This window comes from Nonomuraea cypriaca (assembly GCF_015645445.1).
GTDB lineage: Bacteria > Actinomycetota > Actinomycetes > Streptosporangiales > Streptosporangiaceae > Nonomuraea > Nonomuraea cypriaca.
Map to the genome: position 1 here is coordinate 22,555 of NZ_JADOGI010000016.1, position 19,311 is coordinate 41,865.

17 protein-coding genes are annotated in these 19,311 nt (G+C 70.9%); 13 read left to right on the plus strand and 4 right to left on the minus strand.

Annotation, left to right across the window (positions count from 1 at the left end; translation table 11 throughout):
• Positions 1-283 precede the first annotated feature (283 nt).
• Positions 284-2,095: a flavin-containing monooxygenase gene (locus tag ITP53_RS07730; protein WP_195894611.1), complete on the minus strand. Its 1,812-nt coding sequence runs from the start codon at positions 2,093-2,095 to the stop codon at positions 284-286.
• Positions 2,096-2,228: 133 nt separating this feature from the next.
• Here ITP53_RS07730 and ITP53_RS07735 point away from each other — a divergent pair, with 133 nt between their 5' ends.
• From ITP53_RS07735 to ITP53_RS60140, 3 genes are all read left to right on the plus strand, one after another.
• A complete protein-coding gene (locus ITP53_RS07735) occupies positions 2,229-2,759 on the plus strand; it encodes an AAA family ATPase (protein WP_195894612.1) in 531 nt (176 codons plus the stop codon).
• Positions 2,760-2,854: 95 nt separating this feature from the next.
• Positions 2,855-4,231: a hypothetical protein gene (locus ITP53_RS07740; protein WP_195894613.1), complete on the plus strand. Its 1,377-nt coding sequence runs from the start codon at positions 2,855-2,857 to the stop codon at positions 4,229-4,231.
• The gene (locus ITP53_RS60140) at positions 4,201-4,311 is read left to right on the plus strand and encodes a carbohydrate-binding protein (protein WP_328814280.1); all 111 of its coding nucleotides are present in this window, start codon (positions 4,201-4,203) and stop codon (positions 4,309-4,311) included. The genes ITP53_RS07740 and ITP53_RS60140 overlap by 31 nt, the downstream gene beginning before the upstream one ends.
• A 321-nt stretch (positions 4,312-4,632) precedes the next feature.
• Here the strand turns inward: ITP53_RS60140 and ITP53_RS07745 are convergent, their stop codons facing one another.
• Positions 4,633-4,908 (minus strand): FCD domain-containing protein, encoded by a 276-nt coding sequence (locus ITP53_RS07745; RefSeq protein WP_195894614.1) that lies wholly within the window; start codon positions 4,906-4,908, stop codon positions 4,633-4,635.
• A gap of 6 nt (positions 4,909-4,914) precedes the next feature.
• Between ITP53_RS07745 and ITP53_RS07750 the strand changes: the two genes are divergently transcribed.
• The 4 genes from ITP53_RS07750 to ITP53_RS59105 all read left to right on the plus strand — a co-directional run bounded on the left by ITP53_RS07750 (position 4,915) and on the right by ITP53_RS59105 (position 6,071).
• On the plus strand, positions 4,915-5,064 hold the full coding sequence (locus ITP53_RS07750) for a hypothetical protein (protein ID WP_195894615.1): 150 nt from the start codon (positions 4,915-4,917) through the stop codon (positions 5,062-5,064).
• A gap of 6 nt (positions 5,065-5,070) precedes the next feature.
• Positions 5,071-5,208, plus strand: a complete 138-nt coding sequence (locus ITP53_RS07755) for a DUF6351 family protein (RefSeq protein ID WP_195894616.1) — start codon at positions 5,071-5,073, stop codon at positions 5,206-5,208.
• Positions 5,209-5,400: 192 nt separating this feature from the next.
• On the plus strand, positions 5,401-5,781 hold the full coding sequence (locus ITP53_RS07760) for a hypothetical protein (RefSeq protein WP_195894617.1): 381 nt from the start codon (positions 5,401-5,403) through the stop codon (positions 5,779-5,781).
• A 161-nt stretch (positions 5,782-5,942) separates the two neighbouring features.
• Positions 5,943-6,071, plus strand: a complete 129-nt coding sequence (locus tag ITP53_RS59105) for a hypothetical protein (protein ID WP_268960974.1) — start codon at positions 5,943-5,945, stop codon at positions 6,069-6,071.
• A gap of 13 nt (positions 6,072-6,084) precedes the next feature.
• Here the strand turns inward: ITP53_RS59105 and ITP53_RS07765 are convergent, their stop codons facing one another.
• Positions 6,085-6,513, minus strand: coding sequence for a protein-tyrosine phosphatase family protein (locus ITP53_RS07765; protein ID WP_195894618.1), 429 nt, complete (start codon positions 6,511-6,513; stop codon positions 6,085-6,087).
• A 345-nt stretch (positions 6,514-6,858) separates the two neighbouring features.
• Here ITP53_RS07765 and ITP53_RS07770 point away from each other — a divergent pair, with 345 nt between their 5' ends.
• Positions 6,859-7,755, plus strand: coding sequence for a M23 family metallopeptidase (locus ITP53_RS07770; protein WP_195894619.1), 897 nt, complete (start codon positions 6,859-6,861; stop codon positions 7,753-7,755).
• Between the two features lie 242 nt (positions 7,756-7,997).
• Here the strand turns inward: ITP53_RS07770 and ITP53_RS59110 are convergent, their stop codons facing one another.
• Positions 7,998-8,162, minus strand: coding sequence for a VOC family protein (locus tag ITP53_RS59110; RefSeq protein WP_207755636.1), 165 nt, complete (start codon positions 8,160-8,162; stop codon positions 7,998-8,000).
• An 800-nt stretch (positions 8,163-8,962) separates the two neighbouring features.
• Between ITP53_RS59110 and ITP53_RS07780 the strand changes: the two genes are divergently transcribed.
• The 5 genes from ITP53_RS07780 (at position 8,963) to ITP53_RS07800 (ending at position 19,307) form a co-directional block, all read left to right on the plus strand.
• Positions 8,963-9,895, plus strand: coding sequence for an ABC transporter ATP-binding protein (locus ITP53_RS07780; RefSeq protein ID WP_195894620.1), 933 nt, complete (start codon positions 8,963-8,965; stop codon positions 9,893-9,895).
• On the plus strand, positions 9,892-10,596 hold the full coding sequence (locus ITP53_RS07785) for an ABC transporter ATP-binding protein (RefSeq protein WP_195894621.1): 705 nt from the start codon (positions 9,892-9,894) through the stop codon (positions 10,594-10,596). Before ITP53_RS07780 ends, ITP53_RS07785 begins: the two co-directional genes overlap by 4 nt.
• A gap of 16 nt (positions 10,597-10,612) precedes the next feature.
• A complete protein-coding gene (locus tag ITP53_RS07790; RefSeq protein ID WP_195894622.1) occupies positions 10,613-13,864 on the plus strand; it encodes a permease in 3,252 nt (1,083 codons plus the stop codon).
• Positions 13,861-16,626, plus strand: coding sequence for an FtsX-like permease family protein (locus ITP53_RS07795; protein ID WP_207755637.1), 2,766 nt, complete (start codon positions 13,861-13,863; stop codon positions 16,624-16,626). The genes ITP53_RS07790 and ITP53_RS07795 overlap by 4 nt, the downstream gene beginning before the upstream one ends.
• A gap of 518 nt (positions 16,627-17,144) precedes the next feature.
• Positions 17,145-19,307, plus strand: coding sequence for a penicillin acylase family protein (locus ITP53_RS07800; RefSeq protein ID WP_328814287.1), 2,163 nt, complete (start codon positions 17,145-17,147; stop codon positions 19,305-19,307).
• Positions 19,308-19,311 lie beyond the last annotated feature (4 nt).

Genomic DNA, 19,311 nt, shown 5'->3' on the forward strand with positions numbered 1-19,311 from the left:
TTCTACGGCTTTCCAGCGGGCGCTCGGGCTGCCCCAAGTTCGGATTTATCGGCCTATTTCTTGTGTACCGTCCGACGCCGGGGCCGGGCTCGCGTACGACGTCACAGGGGGCGTCGTAGTGGCGCATGAGGTCTTCGAACCGCATGAGGGGGCGATGACAGCTTGACACCAGGTAGGGGCGAATGGTGTTTCCGTCGGCATAAAGGGACGGATATGGTAATCGCACGATGAATCAGTCATCGGTCTTCGTGAAGACTCCGACGAGGTCCGCAATTGCGGGCTTTTAATCGTACAAAGCCTTCGCGCTCCGGAACTCGAGCCCATCGAAGGCGTCCGATGTACGCCACCGCTCGAGATAACCGAAATACGCCATCGCCCCGTGCGGGTAGCCGACGTTCAGCCGGCCGCGCAGGCCGAGGTCCTGGCCCTCGTTGTTGTAGTAGCCCGGCGTGCAGTCCGGCGAGCCCAGCAGCGGGCCGGGGCCCGACAGCAGCAGCTCCACCCAGGCGTCCTCGGCCTCCTTGGTGACCTCGACCTCCTCGTGGCCGTGGTCGAGCGCGTACTTGACGATCAGCGCGATGGTCCTGCCCGCCTCGGTCAGGTTGTGGGGGATGTTGGAGATGAGGTTCGCGCCCTGGGTTGGCTGGACGAGGAAGGCGTTCGGGAAGCCGTGCACGTGGATGCCGTGCAGGCTGCGCATGCCCTGGGCCCAGTGGTCCGACAGTCTGACCCCGCCGCGTCCCGTCAGGTCGTAGCCGGCGCGGCGCGTGTAGTCGGTGCCGACCTCGAAGCCGGAGGCGTAGATGACGCAGTCGACCTCGTACTCCTCGCCGGCGGCGACGACCCCGTCCGGGGTGATCCGCTCGACGCCCTTGCCGTCGGTGTCGACGAGGTGGGTGCCCGGGGTGTTGAACGCCTGGAGGTACTCGTCGTGGAAGCACGGGCGCTTGCACAGCTGGCGGTACCAGGCCTTGAGCTTCCGCGCGGTCTCCCTGTCTCTCACGACGGCGTCGACCCGGGCGCGGATCTCCTCCATCTTCTCGAAGTCGGAGTCCTCGAACGCGGCCCGCATGGTCTCCGGTGTGAGCTCGTCGAGCTCCTGGATCCTCCCCCGGTACCGGCGGGAGATGTCGGTCCAGCCGTCCATCACCAGGTCGTCCTCGGCCGCGCCGCCCGCCTGGTTGGCCGTGAAGTTCTCCAGCCAGCGCCGCTGCCAGCCGGGCGTCGCGATCTTCGCGAACCACTCGGGGTCGATCGGCCGGTTGTCCCGTACGTCCACCGAGGACGGCGTGCGCTGGAACACGTACAGGCGACCGCACGCCCGGGCCAGATGGGGCACGCACTGAACGGCCGTCGCGCCCGTGCCGATGACGGCCACCCGCTTGTCCGCCAGCCGGTCCATGGGGGCGCCCAGCGGGTCGCCGCCGGTGTAGGCGTAGTCCCAGCGGCTGGTGTGGAACGAATGCCCGCCGAACGACTGGATGCCGGGGATGCCGGGGAGTTTGGGCACGTGCAGCGGGCCGATGCCCATGGCGACGAACTGGGCGGTGAAGTCGTCGCCCCGGTCCGTGCGTACGCGCCACCGGGATCGGCGCTCGTCCCATTCGAGGCTCTGGACCTCCGTGTGGAACAGCGCGTTGTCGTACAGGTCGTAGTGCTTGCCGATGCGGCGGCAGTGTTCGAGGATCTCGGGGCCGTGCGCGTACTTCTCGGTGGGCATGTGGCCGGTCTCCTCCAGGAGCGGCATGTACACGAGCGACGCCGTGTCGCACTGCGCTCCCGGGTACCTGTTCCAGTACCACGTGCCGCCGAAGTCGCCGCCCTTCTCGATGACGCGTACGTCCTCGACCCCGGCCTCCTTCAGTCGCGCGCCGGTGACGAGGCCGGCGAACCCCCCGCCGATGAACGCGACGGTGACGTGGTCGGTCCTGGGCTCGCGTTCGGTCCTCGGGGTGTACGGGTCGTCGAGGTAGCGGGCCAGCGTTCCCCTGAGGCGGAGGTACTGGTCGTTGCCATCCGGGCGAAGCCGCTTGTCCCGCTCTTCGCGATATTTCCGGCGTAGGGCGTCTTTGTCGATGCTGGGGTGATCTGTCATGCATCCTCCGGGAGCCTCGGGGCGCAATTCCAGAATGTCATTCGGTAATCACCTCCGACAAGCCCACCCTCGGCCATCCTGGAGACGGTTGTCCGCCTCCACTGTCCGCCTCCACGACGATGGGCCTGCCGTCATGAAACGCGTACTCATCACCGGGATGTCCGGAACCGGGAAGTCCACGCTCCTCGCCGACCTGGCCGCGCGCGGCCACAAGACCGTGGACACCGACTACGGCGGGCTGACGGTCTGGCATCCCACCGCCGAGGAGTGGTTGTGGGACGAAGACAGGATCCAGGACCTGCTGTCCACTGAGGACGCCGACATGCTCTTCGTCAGCGGCACCACGAGGAACCAGGTGGCGTTCTACCCACAGTTCGACCACGTCGTGCTGCTCAGCGCGCCGCCCGAGGTCATCGTGGCGCGGCTGGCAGCCAGGACGAACAACCCGTACGGGAAGGATCCGGCCGAGCTGGCCATGGTGCTACAGGATCTGGAGGCGGTGGAGCCGCTGCTGAGACGTGGCGCGAGCTTCGAGGTGGACGCGAGCGCGCCGGCGGCCGAGGTGGCGGCGGCCGTCCTGCGGCTGGTCACCTCGGACGCTTGCTCAGGACCGACCTCGGACGCGTGCTCAGGACCGACCTCGGACGCTTGCTCAGGACAGTAGGGGGCACGTCCCAGGCTTCGGGTGCTCGATGACCGGGGCGGGGGCGGTCGGGGCTATGGTGTTGGGGCCCGGACACACGAGGAAGCGGATCCCCCTTGGCTCACCGCGCACTGGTCATCGCCATGCTGCCCGCGATCGGGCTGCGCGTACTCGCCGTGCTGGGCTTCCCGCCGGCGCTGCTCTTCTACGGCGACTCGTTCGCGTTCCTGAGCGAGAAGCTGGCCCCCGGCACGACCAGGCCCTCGGGATACTCCCTGCTGCTGGCGGTGCTGCGCCCCGCGCACAGCCTCACGCTGGTGACGGTCCTGCAGCACCTGCTGGGGCTGGCGCTGGCTGTCGCGGTCTACGCGTTGCTACGCCGGCGCGGCCTGCCTGGCTGGGGGGCCACGCTGCTGGTCACCCCGCTGCTGTACGACGAGTTCCTCGTGCTGCTCGAGCACATGATCATGGCTGACGCGATCTTCATCGTGCTCGTCACGGCCGCGGTCGTTCTCATCGTGTGGCGCGTCACCCCTGCCACTGCCGCCGTCGGCGGGGTGCTGCTCGGCCTGGCCGGGATCACCAGGACGGTCGGCCTGCCGCTGCTGCTGCTGACTGCCGCCTACCTGCTGATCAGGCGCTACGGCTGGCGCCCGCTGGTGGCGCTGCTGGTGGCGGGCGCGATCCCGCTCGGCGCATACGCGACGTGGATGAAGGTGGAGAAGGGGAAGTTCGCGCTGACCGAGGCCGACGGCAACTTCCTGTGGTCCAGGACCATGAGCTTCGCCGACTGCGACGTGATCAAACCGCCCGAGCGGCTGGCCGTGCTCTGCCCTCAGATGCCGGTCGCCGAGCGCCCCTACCCGCCGCACTGGCTGTGGGAGAGCTTCTCGCCGCTGCTCAAGGTGCCGGGGCCGGCCAATCGCAACCAGCTCGCCGGGGAGTTCGGCAGGGCGGCGATCCTCGCCCAGCCCGGCGGTTACCTGGGGGCGGTGGCGACCGATCTCACGGGGCTGTTCCGGTGGGAGCGGACTGCTGTGGACGAGAAGACGCCGTACAAGCTGCCGGCGTCCGAGCGGCCGCTCAACGAGTCGGTACGGGACGTCGCGGAGTCCTACGAGGGCGGGCCGGCCGCCACGCGGGTCGTGGAGCCGTTCGCCGGGTGGCTGCGGGCGTACCAGCGGTTCGGTTACGTGCCGTTCCCCGTGCTGACGCTGGTGCTGGCCGGCGCGCTGGTGACGGGGCTGGTGCGGCGGCGGTGGGACGTGCTGCTGCCCGGTCTGGCGGCGTTGGCGCTGATGGTGTCGCCGCCGTTCCTCGCGGCCTTCGACGTGCGTTATGTGATTCCGGCGATCCCGCTGGTGTTCCTGGCGCTGGGGTTGTCGCTGGTCGCCCGTGACGACCTCCGGCCCCGACCGTCACCCAGCCAGGCGGCACCTGGCGCGCGGGCACGGTCTACCACGTGGGGGACAGAGCGACGTACAACGGGCTGAGCTACGAGTGCCTACAGGCACATACGGCGCTCGCCGGCTGGGAGCCCCCGAACGTGGCCGCCCTGTGGAAGCGCGTCTGACGCGACAACACCTCGCGGCGGCGTTCGGCTCCCCGCTGATCGCCGCCGCGCCGGGTCAACTTCGATGCGGAACAAGATTCGGTCACGTCTGGGAGCGTCGGACAATTACCTGCATATCGCGGTGAATGCCGCGACAGGCCATGGCGCCCTCATCTGGTTCGTCTCCTTCTACAGGACGGCGACGAAACCCTCTGATCGGCAACCGGCTGGGCTTCAACGCCGTCGGCCCCACGGCTTCGCCCGGGTGAAGCCAGGCGCCGGCCGACCACCGTCCTGATCGTCTCCGACCGCGACGCCGGCGCCGCCGGCGCGAGCCGCCTGTCAGCCTGCCTCCGTGTTGGTCTCGACCGGCGACATATCGGCGGGCGGGTTCTCGGTGAGCTTGGATTCGATGCCGATGTAGTGGTCCTGGATCGCCGCACGCGCCCGATCCGGATCGCCGCTGAGGATCGCCTCGAAGATGGTGGCGTGGCCCTGGTACGCGTTCATCGGCGTGCGACTGCGCGGCGGTGGCGCCGCGGCGTGGAAGGCGAGCCAGAACTGGTCGAACAGCCTCAGCAACAGGGGCAGCGGCTGGACGGGGCGGACCGGTTCCACGGCAGCATGGACGAGTTCCGCGTCTACGACCGCGCGCTGAGCACCGCCGAGCTGACCCTGCTGCGCTTCAGCAACACCAACCGCATCCCCGGCCTCACGGCCCACCTGCCGATGAACGCCATCGTGCCGCCGGGCGAGCGATGGGAAGACCGGTGATGTCCGGTGAGCGGCTACTCGGTCACCTTCAGCCCGGCCGAACGCCGTCGGCTGCTGGAGATCTTCCCGTCGGGCGTGTGCGACTGGACGAAGCCCGGAGTCGGGCAGCGGCCGTTGCGCGGCACCTGGCTGACGCTCAACTGACCTCGACCTCGGCCCATGGAGGAGTGCCCATGCCACGACATCTGTTAGCCGTGGGATGCGCTGCCCTGTCTTTCGCCGCCGCAACCGTCCCCGGCGTCGCCGCCGCCGGACCGATCACCACCGACGCCCTGCCGACGTCCTGCGACGCCGAGGCCGCGGGCTACCAGCTGGTACGCGTGGCCGATCCGCGGGGTGGCACTCGGCCCGGACGTCACCGCGGTCGAGTTGCGGACCACCCGCGGGGGCCGGCAGACGACCCGACGGACCACCGCGTCCGGCACCACCGAACCCCAGATCGGCCCATCGAATCGACAAAAACCCACACCAACTGCTGCTGAAACTCCGCTCACCCACCCGCTGACCGTCGAGGACGGCGCCGCCGCGGACTTCCGGGTACCGGGCACCATCGTGGAATCCGTGCTCTGGAAACGCGGCCGCGGCTTGGTACTGACGCTGGACCGGCCGGCACCCGCTGACGCCACCGTGTCGTACGTCGCCCACCGCCGCGCCGGCCCCCGCGTCATCGACGCCCTCGGCATGGGCCTGCTCGCCTTCCAGATTCCCGTCGAATAGCGGTGCCACACAACGTGGTCCTGGGCGCCCACGGGATCGGCTTCGGTGGACGGGCCGGCGGCCTGCACCAGCTCGCCGGGGCACGATCGTGCTTTGTTCCCTTGGCGATGTGCACGGAAATTCGCTGGCCCGTGCGGCACGCTCCGGCCCACACTGGGACCGTGGTAACGGAGCGTAGCCGGTTGTATCGGGATCTGTGTGGGGCACTGGCCCCCGGCGCGGGGGTGGAGGCGGTGGCGGCGGAGCTGTCACGGGTGCTCGAGGTCGTGGACGACGTGCGCGTGGGCTGAGATCGCCCCTGGTTCATCGGAAGCGGGCGACGAAGCGGCGTTGCCAGGGCGTCTCGACGGCGTGGCTGTCGTAGTGCTCGCGTACGTAGCCGACCGCCTCGTGGGCGGGCAGCCCGTCGATGACGGCGAGGCAGGCCAGGGCCGTGCCGGTGCGGCCGCGCCCGGCGCCGCAGGCGACCTCGACGCGTTCGCCGGCGGCCCGCTCCCATGCCTCCCGCAGCGCCTCGGCGGTCGCCTCGCGATCGGCCGGCAACCAGAAGTCCGGCCAGCGCAACCACCGATGCTCCCAGGTGACGACAGGCGGTTGGCGGCCCTGCAGGTAGAGCGCGAACTCGGGCTGCGGACCCGGCGGAAGCGGGTGCCTCAGCCCTCGGCCGCGGACGAACCGGCCTGAAGGCAGGCGTAGCACACCCTTCGCCGTGCTCTCCCATGTAACGGTCACAACCGCAGCCTAGCCCCGGTCACACTCTCCGTCGGGCTCGTCACCACCGTGACCGGGGCGGGAATTTCCGGCATGAGCGGCGTTCAGATCTTGACGGGCTGGTTCGACTTGGCCGAACCGAGCGCCGCAAACTTTCATGTCAGCAGGGATTGATGAAAAGAACTTTCGGAGTTATGTTCCTGATCAGCCCGCCCTGCTGGACGGCGCGAGATGTCGGAGCATCCCCGAAGACGGCCCTCCTTCCCGCCATTCGATCACCATGCCGTCAATCTGCCACCAGGCGATTCGACATCAAACGGGCACCAATCAGATCCCTCCTTTACCCGCCTGTTTAGAGAGGTGAGCATGCCCACATCCGGTACGCCGAGCCGGCGGACCCTCAAATCCGCCGGCCTCGCCCTGTTATTCACTCTCGCAGCAGCACTACTTCCCCAAGCCGCCTCGGCACAGGAGGCCGGCCTCCTCGCATCCCACAAGAGCCCGTTCAACTGCGGAAAGACCTTCGACGCCAACAACTGGAGCCCCGGCCACAGCCCATCCGGTTCCATCGACTGGCAGACTCGCGGCAGCGATGCCATCAACGGCGAGACCGTACGTGCCACCGCTTCGGGCACCGCCTACTTCAGCGACGCGGGAAGCACCAGCTACGGCAAGTGGGTGGAGGTACGTCACGGTGACGGCACCAGGACCCGCTATGCCCACCTCGCCACCATGGTGAGATCGGCCGGCGGCTCGATGAGCGTCGGCCAGGGCACCACGATCGGGACCGTCGGCTCCACGGGCGGCAGCGACGCTCCGCACCTGCATTACGAGCAGCGGACCTCCACCGGTGCGGTGGACACCAGCCCCACCGTTGAGGGCGTGACCGTGTCCTTGGGTCAGGAGAAAGCCATCACGAGCAGCAACGCCTGCAGCGGCGGCAACCCCTACACCCCTGAAGAGGTCTGCGGCAGCGGTTACGGGGTCATCGACTCGGCCGCTCTCACCGGTGGTCGCACGTACCTGCTCTACAACACGGGTAACGGCAATAACTGCGTCGTGACGCTGAAGACGACGAACGTCGGCTCGGCCTCGTCGATGTCGGCCTTCCTGGAGCCGGAAGGGGCGAGCAGGACGACCAACTCAGGCAGTTTCAGTTACTACGCGGGGCCTGTCACACGCTCCGCCCCCGGACAATGCGTCAAGTGGGGCGGCTCGATCGGCAGTAGCTCTTACACCAGTCCCTTCGAGCACTGCGGTTAAGCACCATCGCCACGCTCGCCTGCGAACGGAACCCGGCGGGACCCCGTTCGCAGACGAGCAAGTGTCCGGTTGGGTGGCGTCATCGAATGGTGACGCGGTCCCCCTTCGGGGCCTCGACCGGCGAGTTCTTCACCGACACCCACCACCACACCGATGACCATGACGCCAGGCGCGGATCGGAATTGCCAACCCATAGATGTGCTGCCTTCTCAGGGGCGATCCATGGCCGCTCATGGGGCTATTCACGCGATACCGGAGACGAAGCAGAACTCGTTGCCTTCTGGATCGGCCATCACCTGGAAGGCGCCAACCGCGTCACGTTCCAGCCCGCCCATCGCCTCGGCGCCGAGCTTCGATACCGTACGGATCGGTGCCGGCGAAGCACAATCCCAGGACCGCTCCCGCACACCCGTCCTCGGCCGGTCACCCTCGGCCGGGGACGATGGCGCTGATCTCAGTGGCCCGTGATGCATGGGCAAGTGCCGTCGCGGTGCTTGTAGTCGTAGAACCTCGGATGCCCGCAGTAGCAGACGCTGGTCCACATGCGCTCTGGATCGGTGGACTGCTCGGGGCCGGCTCCGCACGCGGGGCAGGGCGAAGATTCGTCGTCTGCCGTGTGCGACGCCGCGCCCATGACGACACTGTATGGCAGGATGACGTTATGCCGAACACACGAAAGGGTCATGGCGCGTAGGCGTCCAGCTCAGATTCGCGCTGATGGCGCATTGCGTTCGCGGGCGACCGCCACGGAAGTTCCCGCGATTCCAGGCCTGTCGTTCCGAGGCCGTATCGCGGTCGCTCGTCTGGAGCACGAGCGATATTGGCCCGGTGCGGCGCGAGAGGCGTTACGCGCCTGGTCGCTCTTCTTGCGGGATCCATGGCATCGGCTTTTCGATCCGGCGCAATCCTGCGGAGAGATGATGTGCTGCCCCGATCCCGCCGAGCTTCGTGCGCTCCTGGAGGCAGTGGTTCATGTTCTGCCCGGGAAGGACGCTCGCCTGCTCAGAAAAAGGGTCGGCGACCTCGACGACCTCCGGTGACGACCTGTGCGACGTAAGCGCCTTCCAGGCCGAACGCCCGGGTGCGGCGCCCTGGGACCGCGAAGAGGGTGATCATCACCAGAGCCTGTTCGGGGGGTGTCGGCGTCGGCGCATCGGACTATAGAGTCTGGCCCGAGGTCAGCGCGACGCTGGACCAGAGGAGGCGCATGTCCATCACGCCGCTGTCCCTGCCGCAGCCGCCTCAAAGGGCGCCGGAGTTCGGGCGGGACGCGCTGATCGTCTGCGAGAGCCTGGTGCGGATCTACCAGTCAGAATCGATCGAGGTACAGGCGCTGCAGGGGCTGGACTTGGTCGTCGATGGCGGCGAGATGGTCGCCGTGGTCGGGGCGTCCGGGTCCGGCAAGTCGACGTTGCTGTCCATCCTCGCCGGGATCGACGCCCCCACCGCCGGTCGGGCGCGCGTCGACCGGTGGAACCTGCTGGCGATGTCTCGTGCCGACCGCGTGCACTACCGGCGGCACACCGTCGGCTTCGTCCGGCAACAGACGGCCGGCAACCTCGTGCCGTACTTGACCGCGCGGCAGATGATCGACCTGCCGATGACGGCGGCCCGCGCACCGGCCCGCACCCGCCACGCCCGCGCCGCCGAGTTGCTGGACGTCCTCGGCGTCGCCGACTGCGCCGATCGGCGTCCCGCGCAGTTGTCCGGCGGCCAGCAGATGCGGGTCGCCATCGCGGTGGCCCTCGCCAACAAGCCCCGCGTCCTGCTGGCCGACGAGCCGACCGGCGAGCTTGATACCGCCACCTCCGCGGAGATCTTCTCGGCGATGCGGAACGTCAACCGGCAGTTCGGTGTCACCGTCGTCATCGTGACCCACGACCCTGAGGTCAGCGGCCAGGTCGAGCGAACCGTGGCGATCCGCGACGGGCGTACCAGCAGCGAGGTGTTACGCCGCACCGCCACCAGCGCTGACGGCGACATGCACGTGATCGCCGAGGAGTACGCCGTGATGGATCGTGCCGGGCGGGTCCAGGTGCCGCGCGACTACCGCGACGCGCTGGCGCTGACCAGGCGGGTCCGGCTGGCGCTGGAGGCCGACCACATTGCGATCCGCTCCGACCTCGACGGGCACGCATGAGTGCCGGTCCAGCCGTGGGGCCGCTGCTCACCGTGCGCGGCGTCCACCGGCGCTTCGGTACCGGGCCCACCGCCGTCCACGCTTTGCGGGACGTGTCGTTCGACGTCGCCGCCGGCACCATGGTCGCCCTCGTCGGCCGGTCCGGCTCCGGCAAGACCACCCTGCTCAACATCGTCGGCGGCCTGGACCGCCCGGACTCCGGCACTGTCCTCGTCGACGGCACCGACGTCAGCGCCCTCGACGAGGACGGTATGTCCCGACTGCGGCGCGAAAAGGTCGCCTACGTGTTCCAGACGTTCGGGCTGATTCCGGTGCTGTCGGCCGCGGAGAACGTCGGCGCTCCGTTACGGCTGGCTCGCGTCCCGTCGAAAGAGCGCGAGCGCCGTGTCGAACTGTTGCTGGAGCTGGTGGGCCTGGCCGACCACGCCCCGCAGCGTCCGGGCGAGCTGTCCGGCGGTCAGCAGCAGCGGGTGGCGATCGCCCGGGCCTTGGCCGCCTCCCCCCGGCTGCTGATCGCCGACGAGCCGACTGGGCAGTTGGACGCCGAGACGGGCCTGTCGGTGATGGCACTGCTGCGCGGAGTGGTGGAGTCCGAGGGCGTCACAGTGCTGGTATCCACGCACGACCCGGTGATGATCGCGCTGGCGGACCGAGCCATCCGGATCAGCGACGGGCGGATCGACGGGCAGGAAACCTCTTGATCGTCCGGAACGGCCCATGCTGAGGTTGCTCGCCCGCCGCGCCCGCGCGCAGTGGCCACTGCTGGCAGCCCTCCTGACGGTCGTCGTGATCGGCTCCACCCTGCTGGGCACCTGCGCCCTTCTCATCACCCGCACCGCCGAGCAGGCGCTGGAGACCGCCGTGTCTCGCGCCGACCCCGGCGACGTCGACGTCACGGCCTACACCGTCACCGTCCGGGGCCCGCACGCGCGATCCGTCGCCGACGACACCCGCGGCGTGCTGACCTCGGCGCTCGCTCCGTTACCCGCGACGACGGCCGCACGCGCATCGTCAGAGATGCGGTCGCTGCCGCCGACGCGTGCCGGGAGGGACGGCGTACCGGCTGAGGCCTACCTGTCCGGTGCGGAGAATCTGCCGGCCCGCGCCCAGTTGACCACGGGACGCTGGCCACGGGCCGCGGCCGGCGCCGCGCGCCCCGCGGCGCCGCTGGAGGCGGTCGTGCTCGAGTCCACAGCGCAGGTGCTCGGCCTCGCCCTCGGCAGCAGCGTACGCCTCGGCCCGGAGCTGTCCGTCGACCCCGCCCCTGCGGTCGACGTAACCGTCGTCGGCGTCGTACGCCCACTGCCGGACAGCGGCTGGGACCGCGAGCCCCTCGGCGCCGCCGGCTACGACCTCGCCTATCGCGACGGCCGCTCCGTTCGGCCGGTCCACGCATACGGGCCGTTCATCGTCGACCTCGCCGACCTGCTCGCCGGTGGCTTCGCCATCGACCGGCTGGAGATCACCGCCCATCCTGACCTGTCCGCCTCCACCCTCCGCGATCTCGACGCCGTCGCGGAGACCGTGCTCGGCGCCGACCGTCGACTGGCGCGCACCCTCGGCGACCGGGTAGGGATCGAACGCGTCGCCTCCCAGTTGCCGCTGACCATGCAGGCCGCCCACGGCCAGCAGCAGGTCACCACCGCCACTGTGCTCGCCGTCGCCGTCACCGGCAGTGTCCTGACCGCGACCGCCCTCGCTCTCGCAGGGCGGCTCACCGCCGGCGTGCGCGCCACCGAGACCGCCCTGCTGTCCGCTCTGGGCGTCAGCCGCGGCCAACTCGCCGCCGCCGCGACCGTCGAGGCCTGCACACTCGCCGTCTTCGCCGCCGCGCTCGCCATCCCTGCCTCGTCCGCCCTGCACGCCGGTCTGACCCATCTGTCGCCCATGGCGGGCGCCGGGCTCGCCACTCTTCCGGGCGTGACCAGTGTCCAGGTGCTCGCCATCGCCGGCGGCGCGCTGGCGCTCGCGGCGGTGCTCGTCGTCCTCGCGGTACGGCCCGCCCCGGCGGTCGCCGCCCGTCGCCACCGGCGCGAGCTGCTGGCCCGTTCCGGTGCCGACCTGCTGCTCGTGGCGTTCGCCGTCGTCGGCTGGTGGCAGCTGCACGCCCAGCCCACCGGAGCCGGCTTCCGCGCCGACGCCGTTCGCGTGCTCGCTCCCGCGCTGTTACTCACCGCGGGCTCCGCGCTGGCGCTGCGCCTGGTGCTCCCCGCGCTGCGCGGCGCCGACCGGCTGGCTCGCCGCGCCCACGGGCTGGTGCTCCCGCTGGCCGCGTTCGAAGCCGCCCGCCGCCCGCAAGCGGTCGCCGCGGGCTTGCTGATCGGCCTGGCATGCGCGGCCGGCACGTTCGGGATCGCCTTCGACGCCACGTGGCAGCGCTCGCAGCGCGACCAGGCAGACCTGCTTGTCGGCACGGACCTCGCTCTCACCCTTACCTCCCCGCCGGTCGCCGGGCAGGGCGCGGCCGTCAGCGCGGCCACCGGCGGACCGGTAAGCCCGGCGACCGACCGTGGTATCGCGGTCGGGCAGTGGCTCGGCAGCGCCGGCACCGCGCCGCGGCTGGTCGCCGTCGACACCACCCGCGCCGAAGCCCTGCTGCGCGGACGGCTGAACGGTGGCCGCAGCTGGACGGACGTGGGCGCCGCCCTCGCGCCGCCCACCCCCGCCACCGGCGTCGCCGTCCCGGTCGGCGCCGCACTCACCCTGACGGGGACGGCGACCGGCACGACCCCGCTCACCGTGACACCCCGGTTGCTGCTGCAGGACGTCACGGGCCTGCGGACGTCCTGCGGCGGCGCCCCCGTCCTGCTCGATGGCAAGGCGCACCCGCTGCCGGCCTGCGCGACGGCCGAAGGGCTGCGACTGGTCGCGGTCTCCCTCCCCGTCGCGACCGACGTGACCGCACCGGGGGATGTCGGCATCGGCTCCTCCGATGCCTTCGCCGGGCCTGCGACCGACGCCGGCGACAGCCGCGTCGCCGTCACACTCACGGTGCCGAGAGCTCCTGCCTCCGCTGGTACGGCGCTCGGGTCGACCTGGACCGCCACCTCCGCCGCGCCCGCCCCCGGGCAACTCGTCGATCCGGCCGTCGCCCTTGCCAGCACCCCCACGGGCACCCAGCTGAGGATGAGGACGACCGTCAAGCTCAAGGGCCCCCCGGACGCCGCCAGAAACCTCGTCGCCACCGCCTTCCCCGCCCCCGGGCCGATACCCGTCGCCGTCTCCACCCGCTTCGCCGACGAGGTCGGCGCCCAGCGCGGCTCCCGGCTCAGCCTCACCGTCGGCACCACGCCCGTCCCGATCAGCGTCAGCGAGGTGCTGCCCACCGTCCCGTCCGCCCCCGGCGCCGCCGCCGTCCTGGCCGACCTGGACGCCCTCTCCCGCGCCCTCGTCGTCAGCGGCGACCTGAACTTTCCTGTGGACGCCTGGTGGGTCGGTCAGCCGGCCCACGGCGACGCCGCCGCGCGCGCCACCGCACTCCACCTCGGCACCGTCACCACTCGCGCCGCCGAGACGGACCGCCTCACCGGCGGCCCCCTGCGCGCCGGGCTGCCGTCCGCGCTCCGGCTCCTCGTCCCCGCCTCGGCCCTGCTCCTGCTCGCCGGTGTCGTCCTGCATGTGACCTGCGACCTGCAGGTCCGCGCCCTCGACGTGGCGCGGCTGCGGGGCATGGGGATGTTACGGCGCGAGATCCATATCGTGCTGCTCGGCCAGCACGTCGGCGTCCTGCTGCCCCTGCTCGCGGCAGGCGCCGTCGTCGGCGCGCTCGCCACCAGCGTCCTCGCGCCCCTGCTCGTCCGCTCCGACATCGGTGCCGCGCCTGTCCCTGCCGCCCTGCCCAGCTGGCCGTGGGCCGCCGAGGCCGCCTTCTTCGCGCTGGTGCTGGCCGGTTGCACGCTTGCGGTGACCGCCGTGGTCACCGTCCAGGCCCGCCGCGCCGATGTCGCGCACCTGCGGGTGGCATCGTGAGCAGGCGTACCGCCCTGCGGCCGCCTGTCCTGCACTGGCCCAGCATCCGCGGTCGCGCCCTCGCCGACGCGGGGCCGCTGTTGCTGGTCGCCGCCGTCGTCGCGGTCGTCACTCTGCTCGCCGGCGCCGTACCGCCGCTGCTGAGCGCGACCGCCGACGACGCCGTCCAAGACGCGTTCCGCCGCGCCAACGGCGACGCGGACATCGCGGTCCACGCCCGCTGGGAGGACGACGACGGGCCCAACGGCGGTCGCGTACGCCATCCCCGCCTCGCCGAGGACGTCGACGACTTCCGTGACAGGGCCGCGGAAGCGCTCGGCCCCAGCCTGCGTGCCGCGCTGCATCCGCCCGTCGCCACCGTCACCAGCGCCGCACTCAAGATCACTGATGGCAGCGTGCTGCGCACCTTCCAGCTCACCTACCTCGCGAACGACCACGGCCGTGGGCCACACGTGACCTGGATCGCGGGCGGCCCGCCCAGGGCCGCCGTCCCCGCGGCGGACAGTCACACCGAGGTCCCCTACGGAGGGCCGCCATGGCCGGTGCAGGTCGGCCTGTCGGAAGCGGACGCCGACGCTCTCGAGCTGCGTCCCGGCGCTGACATCCCGCTCGAGGACGACCAGGGCCGCGTCACGAAGGTCGAGGTCAGCGGCATCTTCCGGGCGACGGACAGCGCCGATCCCGCCTGGCGGCTCGCCCCCTCGCTGCTGCATCCCGTCTCAGGCGCGGACGGCGTCGGCACCACCCGGTTCGCCGGACTGCTGTCACCCGACTCCCTTCCCGACGCCCGGCTCGCCTTCGACCAGGACCAACTGCAGCGCACCACCTGGTTCGCCCCCAACCCGGGCGTGCTCACCTGGGATTCCGCCCAGGCGATCGCCAAGACCGTGGTCGCACTCAAGGCGACCTCCGGCTCCTCCGGCGTCCTCGACAGCTCCCTGAAGTGGGAGACGCAGCTCGACGCCGTGCTGCGGGACGTCCGATCGCAGGTGAGCACCGCGTCCACGCAGGCGTCCGCCCTGCTCACCGGCGTCCTGGCAGCCGCGATCCTGGTCCTGCTGCTCGCCGCCGACCTGTTGACCCGCCGCCGCGTCCCCACGCTGGCCGCCGCCAGGCAACGGGGGGCCGCCCTGCCTGACCTGGGCGCCGAGCTGCTGCTCGAGTCCGCCGGGGTGGCGCTGTCCGGTGCCGCGGCCGGGCTCGCGCTGGCCCACGCGGTCGCCCCGGGCGCCTCCTGGGGGTGGGTGGTCCCCGTGGTCCTTGCCGCTGCCGCCGCCGGCCCGGCGTTCGGCACGCTCGCCGCCGCCCGTGCCACCCGCGACCGGCGTGTCCCCGCCAACCGGACCGCGCGCCGCTGGGCGCGCCGTACCGGCCAACTGCGCCGCGCCACCCTCGAGGCCGCAGTTCTCATCGCTGCGGTCGCCGCCCTCGTCACGCTGCACCAGCGCGGGATTCTTCCGGCCGCCCCCTCCGGCGATGCGGCCGGTCCGGACGGTGGCGCGGCGCTGCCCACGAGCGCGCCCGCCCTCGGCGTTCTCGCCGGCACGCTCGTCCTGCTGCGGCTGCTACCCGCCGGGACGCGCCTCGCGCTGAAACAGGCTCTGCGCTCACGCCGCCCGCTGGCGGTGTTCTGCACAGCTCGGGCGGCCGCCACGTCCGCGCGTGTACTGCCGCTCCTGGTGCTCATGACATCCGTCGCACTGGCGTCGTTCGCGCTCACCCTCGACGCCACCAGCCGCCAGGGCCTGGCGGACGGCGCGTGGCACACCGTCGGCGCGGACGCCCGCCTCGACGTCTCCCCCGCCGCCGCGGCCTCCACCCCCGTGCTCGCCCGACGCATCGCCGCCGCGTCGGGAGTTCGGCAGGCCGTCGCCGCGCAGGTGAGCGACAGGGCGCGCGTGGTCGCCGACTCGCTGATCGTCACTTCGCGCCTGGTGATCGTGGACGCCTCCGCGTTCCAGCGGCTGCTGGCCTCCACACCGCTGCCGGACGCACCGGCGCTCACCCGGCTCGCGGCATCCGGTCACGGCGACGTCCCTGCGCTGGTGCGCTCGAGTGACGGCGGCCTGCGGCCCGGCATGCGGCTGGAACTGCTCCGGGACGGTGCCCCAGCCATCCAGCTCACCACCGTCGGTACAGCACCCGCCGTCGGCGACGCCGGTGACGTCGTCCTCGTGGATGCCGCGACCGTCGCCGCCGCCGGTATGCCCGCCGTCCCCAACACGGTGTGGGTGACTGGCTCCGGAGCGGCGCGGGCGGTCACCGCGAACGCCGTCGGCGCGGACACCGTGCTGCTCACGGACGTGCTGCGGGCACGCCGGACGGCGCCGCTGACCTCAGGGCTGCTGCGGTTGGCGTGGGCGTCGGCCGCGACCCTGCTGGCCCTGGGACTGCTCGGGCTGGCTCTCGGCGCGGCCGCGAGCGCACCGGAGCGGTGGCAGACCCTGAGCCGGCTGCGCACCCTCGGTCTGCGGCCGCGGGACGCCCGCTGGGTCGCCGCGGCGGAGTTGCTGCCGCCGGTGGCGGTCGTCGCTGTGGTCGGCCCGTTGCTCGGGGTGCTGCTCGCACGCCTGACGCTCGACTCGCTCGCGCTGCGACTGCTCACCGGGCAGGTTGCCGACCCGGCCCTGGTGACGCCGTGGTGGCTGCTCGGTCCGGTGACCGTTGTGTTGCCGGCGGCGGTCGCCGTGGTGGTGCCCGTCGAGTCGGCGCTGCGGCGCCGCCGGCGGCTGAGCGAAGTGCTCCGCGCGGGCGAAGCCTAGCCACCGTATGTTCGCCGCCCTGCGGCACAGATCATGGCCAACCCGGCTTCCGATGTCTATTGCCGCGCGCCCGAGCGAGTGATAGTCATTTTGGTGCAGGTGATCACAGAGCCGTCAGGGAGGCAGTGATGATCGTTGCCGTCCCATGGCCGAACGGCGGCCGTTCCTCCACCCACCAGCCATCCGGCCGCGTCACCCCGTCGAGCACCCCCTGACACGTGAGCGGCCGGCACCAGGACCCCTTCTGCCCGGCAGGGAACGGCCGGGGACGTTGACCCGAGGCACGGCGGTGGTGAACCCCGCCTCGGCGCGATCAGTAGCAGCCCCCGCACTCGATGTCCGGGCCACGGTGCCCCGCGTTCGCGCCCCACCACCGCACCCGTCGTGTGACCCCCAGCACCCCCTTGACCTTGAGAAAGGCAGACCAACTCATGAACCACCCGCAGAGCGAAGGGCTGAGCCGACGCCGCGTTCTGGGCGGAGCAGCCGGACTGGCCGCTGGAGCCGCGGCCGTCGCGGTGGGGCTGCCGGTGTCCGGCGTCGCGTCCGCCGATTCCACGCGTACCGCGCCCGATCTCGCCCGCTGGCGCAAGCAGGCGGCGCACGTGACGATCACACGCGATGACTGGGGCATCCCCCACGTGGTGGGCAGGACCGACGCCGACGCGGTGTTCGGGATGATCTACGCCCAGGCCGAGGACGACTTCAACCGGATCGAGAACAACTATCTGGTCAGCCTCGGCCGCCTCGCCGAGGCCGACGGCGAGAGTGCGATCTGGCAGGACCTCCGCCAGCGGCTGTTCATCGACCCCGGGGTGCTGAAGAAGGACTACGCGAAGAGTCCGGGCTGGTTGCGCGAGCTGATGCAGGCGTGGGCGGACGGCCTGAACTATTACCTCGCGACGCACCCCGACGTGCGCCCGCGCGTGATCAAGCGTTTCGAGCCGTGGATGGCGCTGAGCTTCTCGGAGGGCAGCATCGGCGGCGACATCGAACGGGTGCCGCTCACCCAGCTCGAAGCCTTCTACGGCGACCGCGAGCTGCCGATGACCGATGAGGAGCGCGAGCTGCTGTTCCGCGAACCCAAGGGCTCGAACGGCATGGCGATCGCGCCGAGCCACACGCGCGACGGCCATGCGCTGCTCCTGATCAACCCGCACACCAGCTTCTTCTTCCGCTCCGAGCAGCACGTGACGAGCGGCGAAGGGCTCAACGTCTATGGCGCGGCCACCTGGGGGCAGTTCTTCATCTACCAGGGCTTCAACGCGAACGCGGGCTGGATGCACACGTCGAGCGGCGTAGACAACGTCGACGAGTTCGCCGAGACGATCGAGACCGGGGCGAACGGCAGCCGTTCCTACCGCTACGGCAACGAGCTCCGGCCGGTGACGACGAAGAAGATCACGTTGTCCTATCGCACCGCGGACGGCGGGCAGGCGCAGCGTACCTTCACCACCTTCGCCACGCATCACGGCCCGATCGTGCGCGAGGCGGACGGCAAGTGGATCGCGTTCGCTCTGATGAACAAGCCGCTCGAGGCGCTGCAGCAGAGCTTCCTGCGCACCAAGGCGCGGGATTACGCGAACTTCATCAAGACGGCGGACTTCAAGGCCAACAGCTCGAACAACACGCTGTTCGCGGACTCGAAGGGCGGGATCGCCTTCCTGATGCCGCAGTTCATGCCGCTTCGCGATGATCGCTTCGACTATCGCAGGCCCGTCGACGGCAGCGATCCTGCGACCAACTGGCGCGGGCTGCACAGCCTCGCGAGCCTGCCGCAGGCGGTGAATCCGAAGAACGGCTGGGCCTTCAACTCGAACAACTGGCCCTGGACCGCGGCCGGTCCGGACAGTCCCAAGGCCGGCGACTACGCGCGCTATTTCGACCAGGCCGGCGAGAACCCGCGCGGCCCGCAGGCGATCCGGGTGCTGAGCGCGCGGAACGACTTCACGCCGGAGACGCTGATCGAGGCCGCCTTCGATCCCTACCTCACCGCCTTCGCCAGGCTCGTGCCCGGACTGGTCTCGGCGTGGGACGACCTGCCCGAGGGTGACCAGCAAAAGGAAGAGCTCGCCGGCCCGATCGGCCTGCTGCGGGACTGGGACCATCGGTGGGCCGCGGATTCGACCGCGACTTCGCTGGCCGTGTTCTGGGGCGAGGCGCTCTGGGCGGTCTCGGCCCAGCCGGCCAGGGACGCGGGCCTGTCGGTGTGGGATTACATGGCCGACCGCGCCACCGATGCCCAGCGGCTCACGACGCTCGGAGAGGCGGCGGAGCGGCTGACCCAGGATTTCGGCAGCTGGCAGGTGCCCTGGAGCGAGATCAACCGCTTTCAGCGCAACGACGGCGCGATCGTCCAGAAGTTCGACGACGCCAAGCCGAGCAGCCCGGTGCCTTTCACCTCCGCGCAATGGGGCTCCCTCGCCTCGTTCGGAGCGAGGCGTTACCCGGGAACGAAGCGTTATTACGGCACCAGCGGCAACAGCTTCGTGGCGGTCGTGGAGTTCGGGCCGAAGGTGCGCGCCTGGGCCGTGACGGCGGGCGGCGCGAGCGGGCATCCCGACTCGCCGCACTTCAACGACCAGGCCGAACGCTACGCGAGCGGCGACCTCCGGCCCGTCTATTTCTATCCCGATGATCTCAAGGGCCATATCGAACGGAGCTACAAGCCCGGCAAGTGATCAG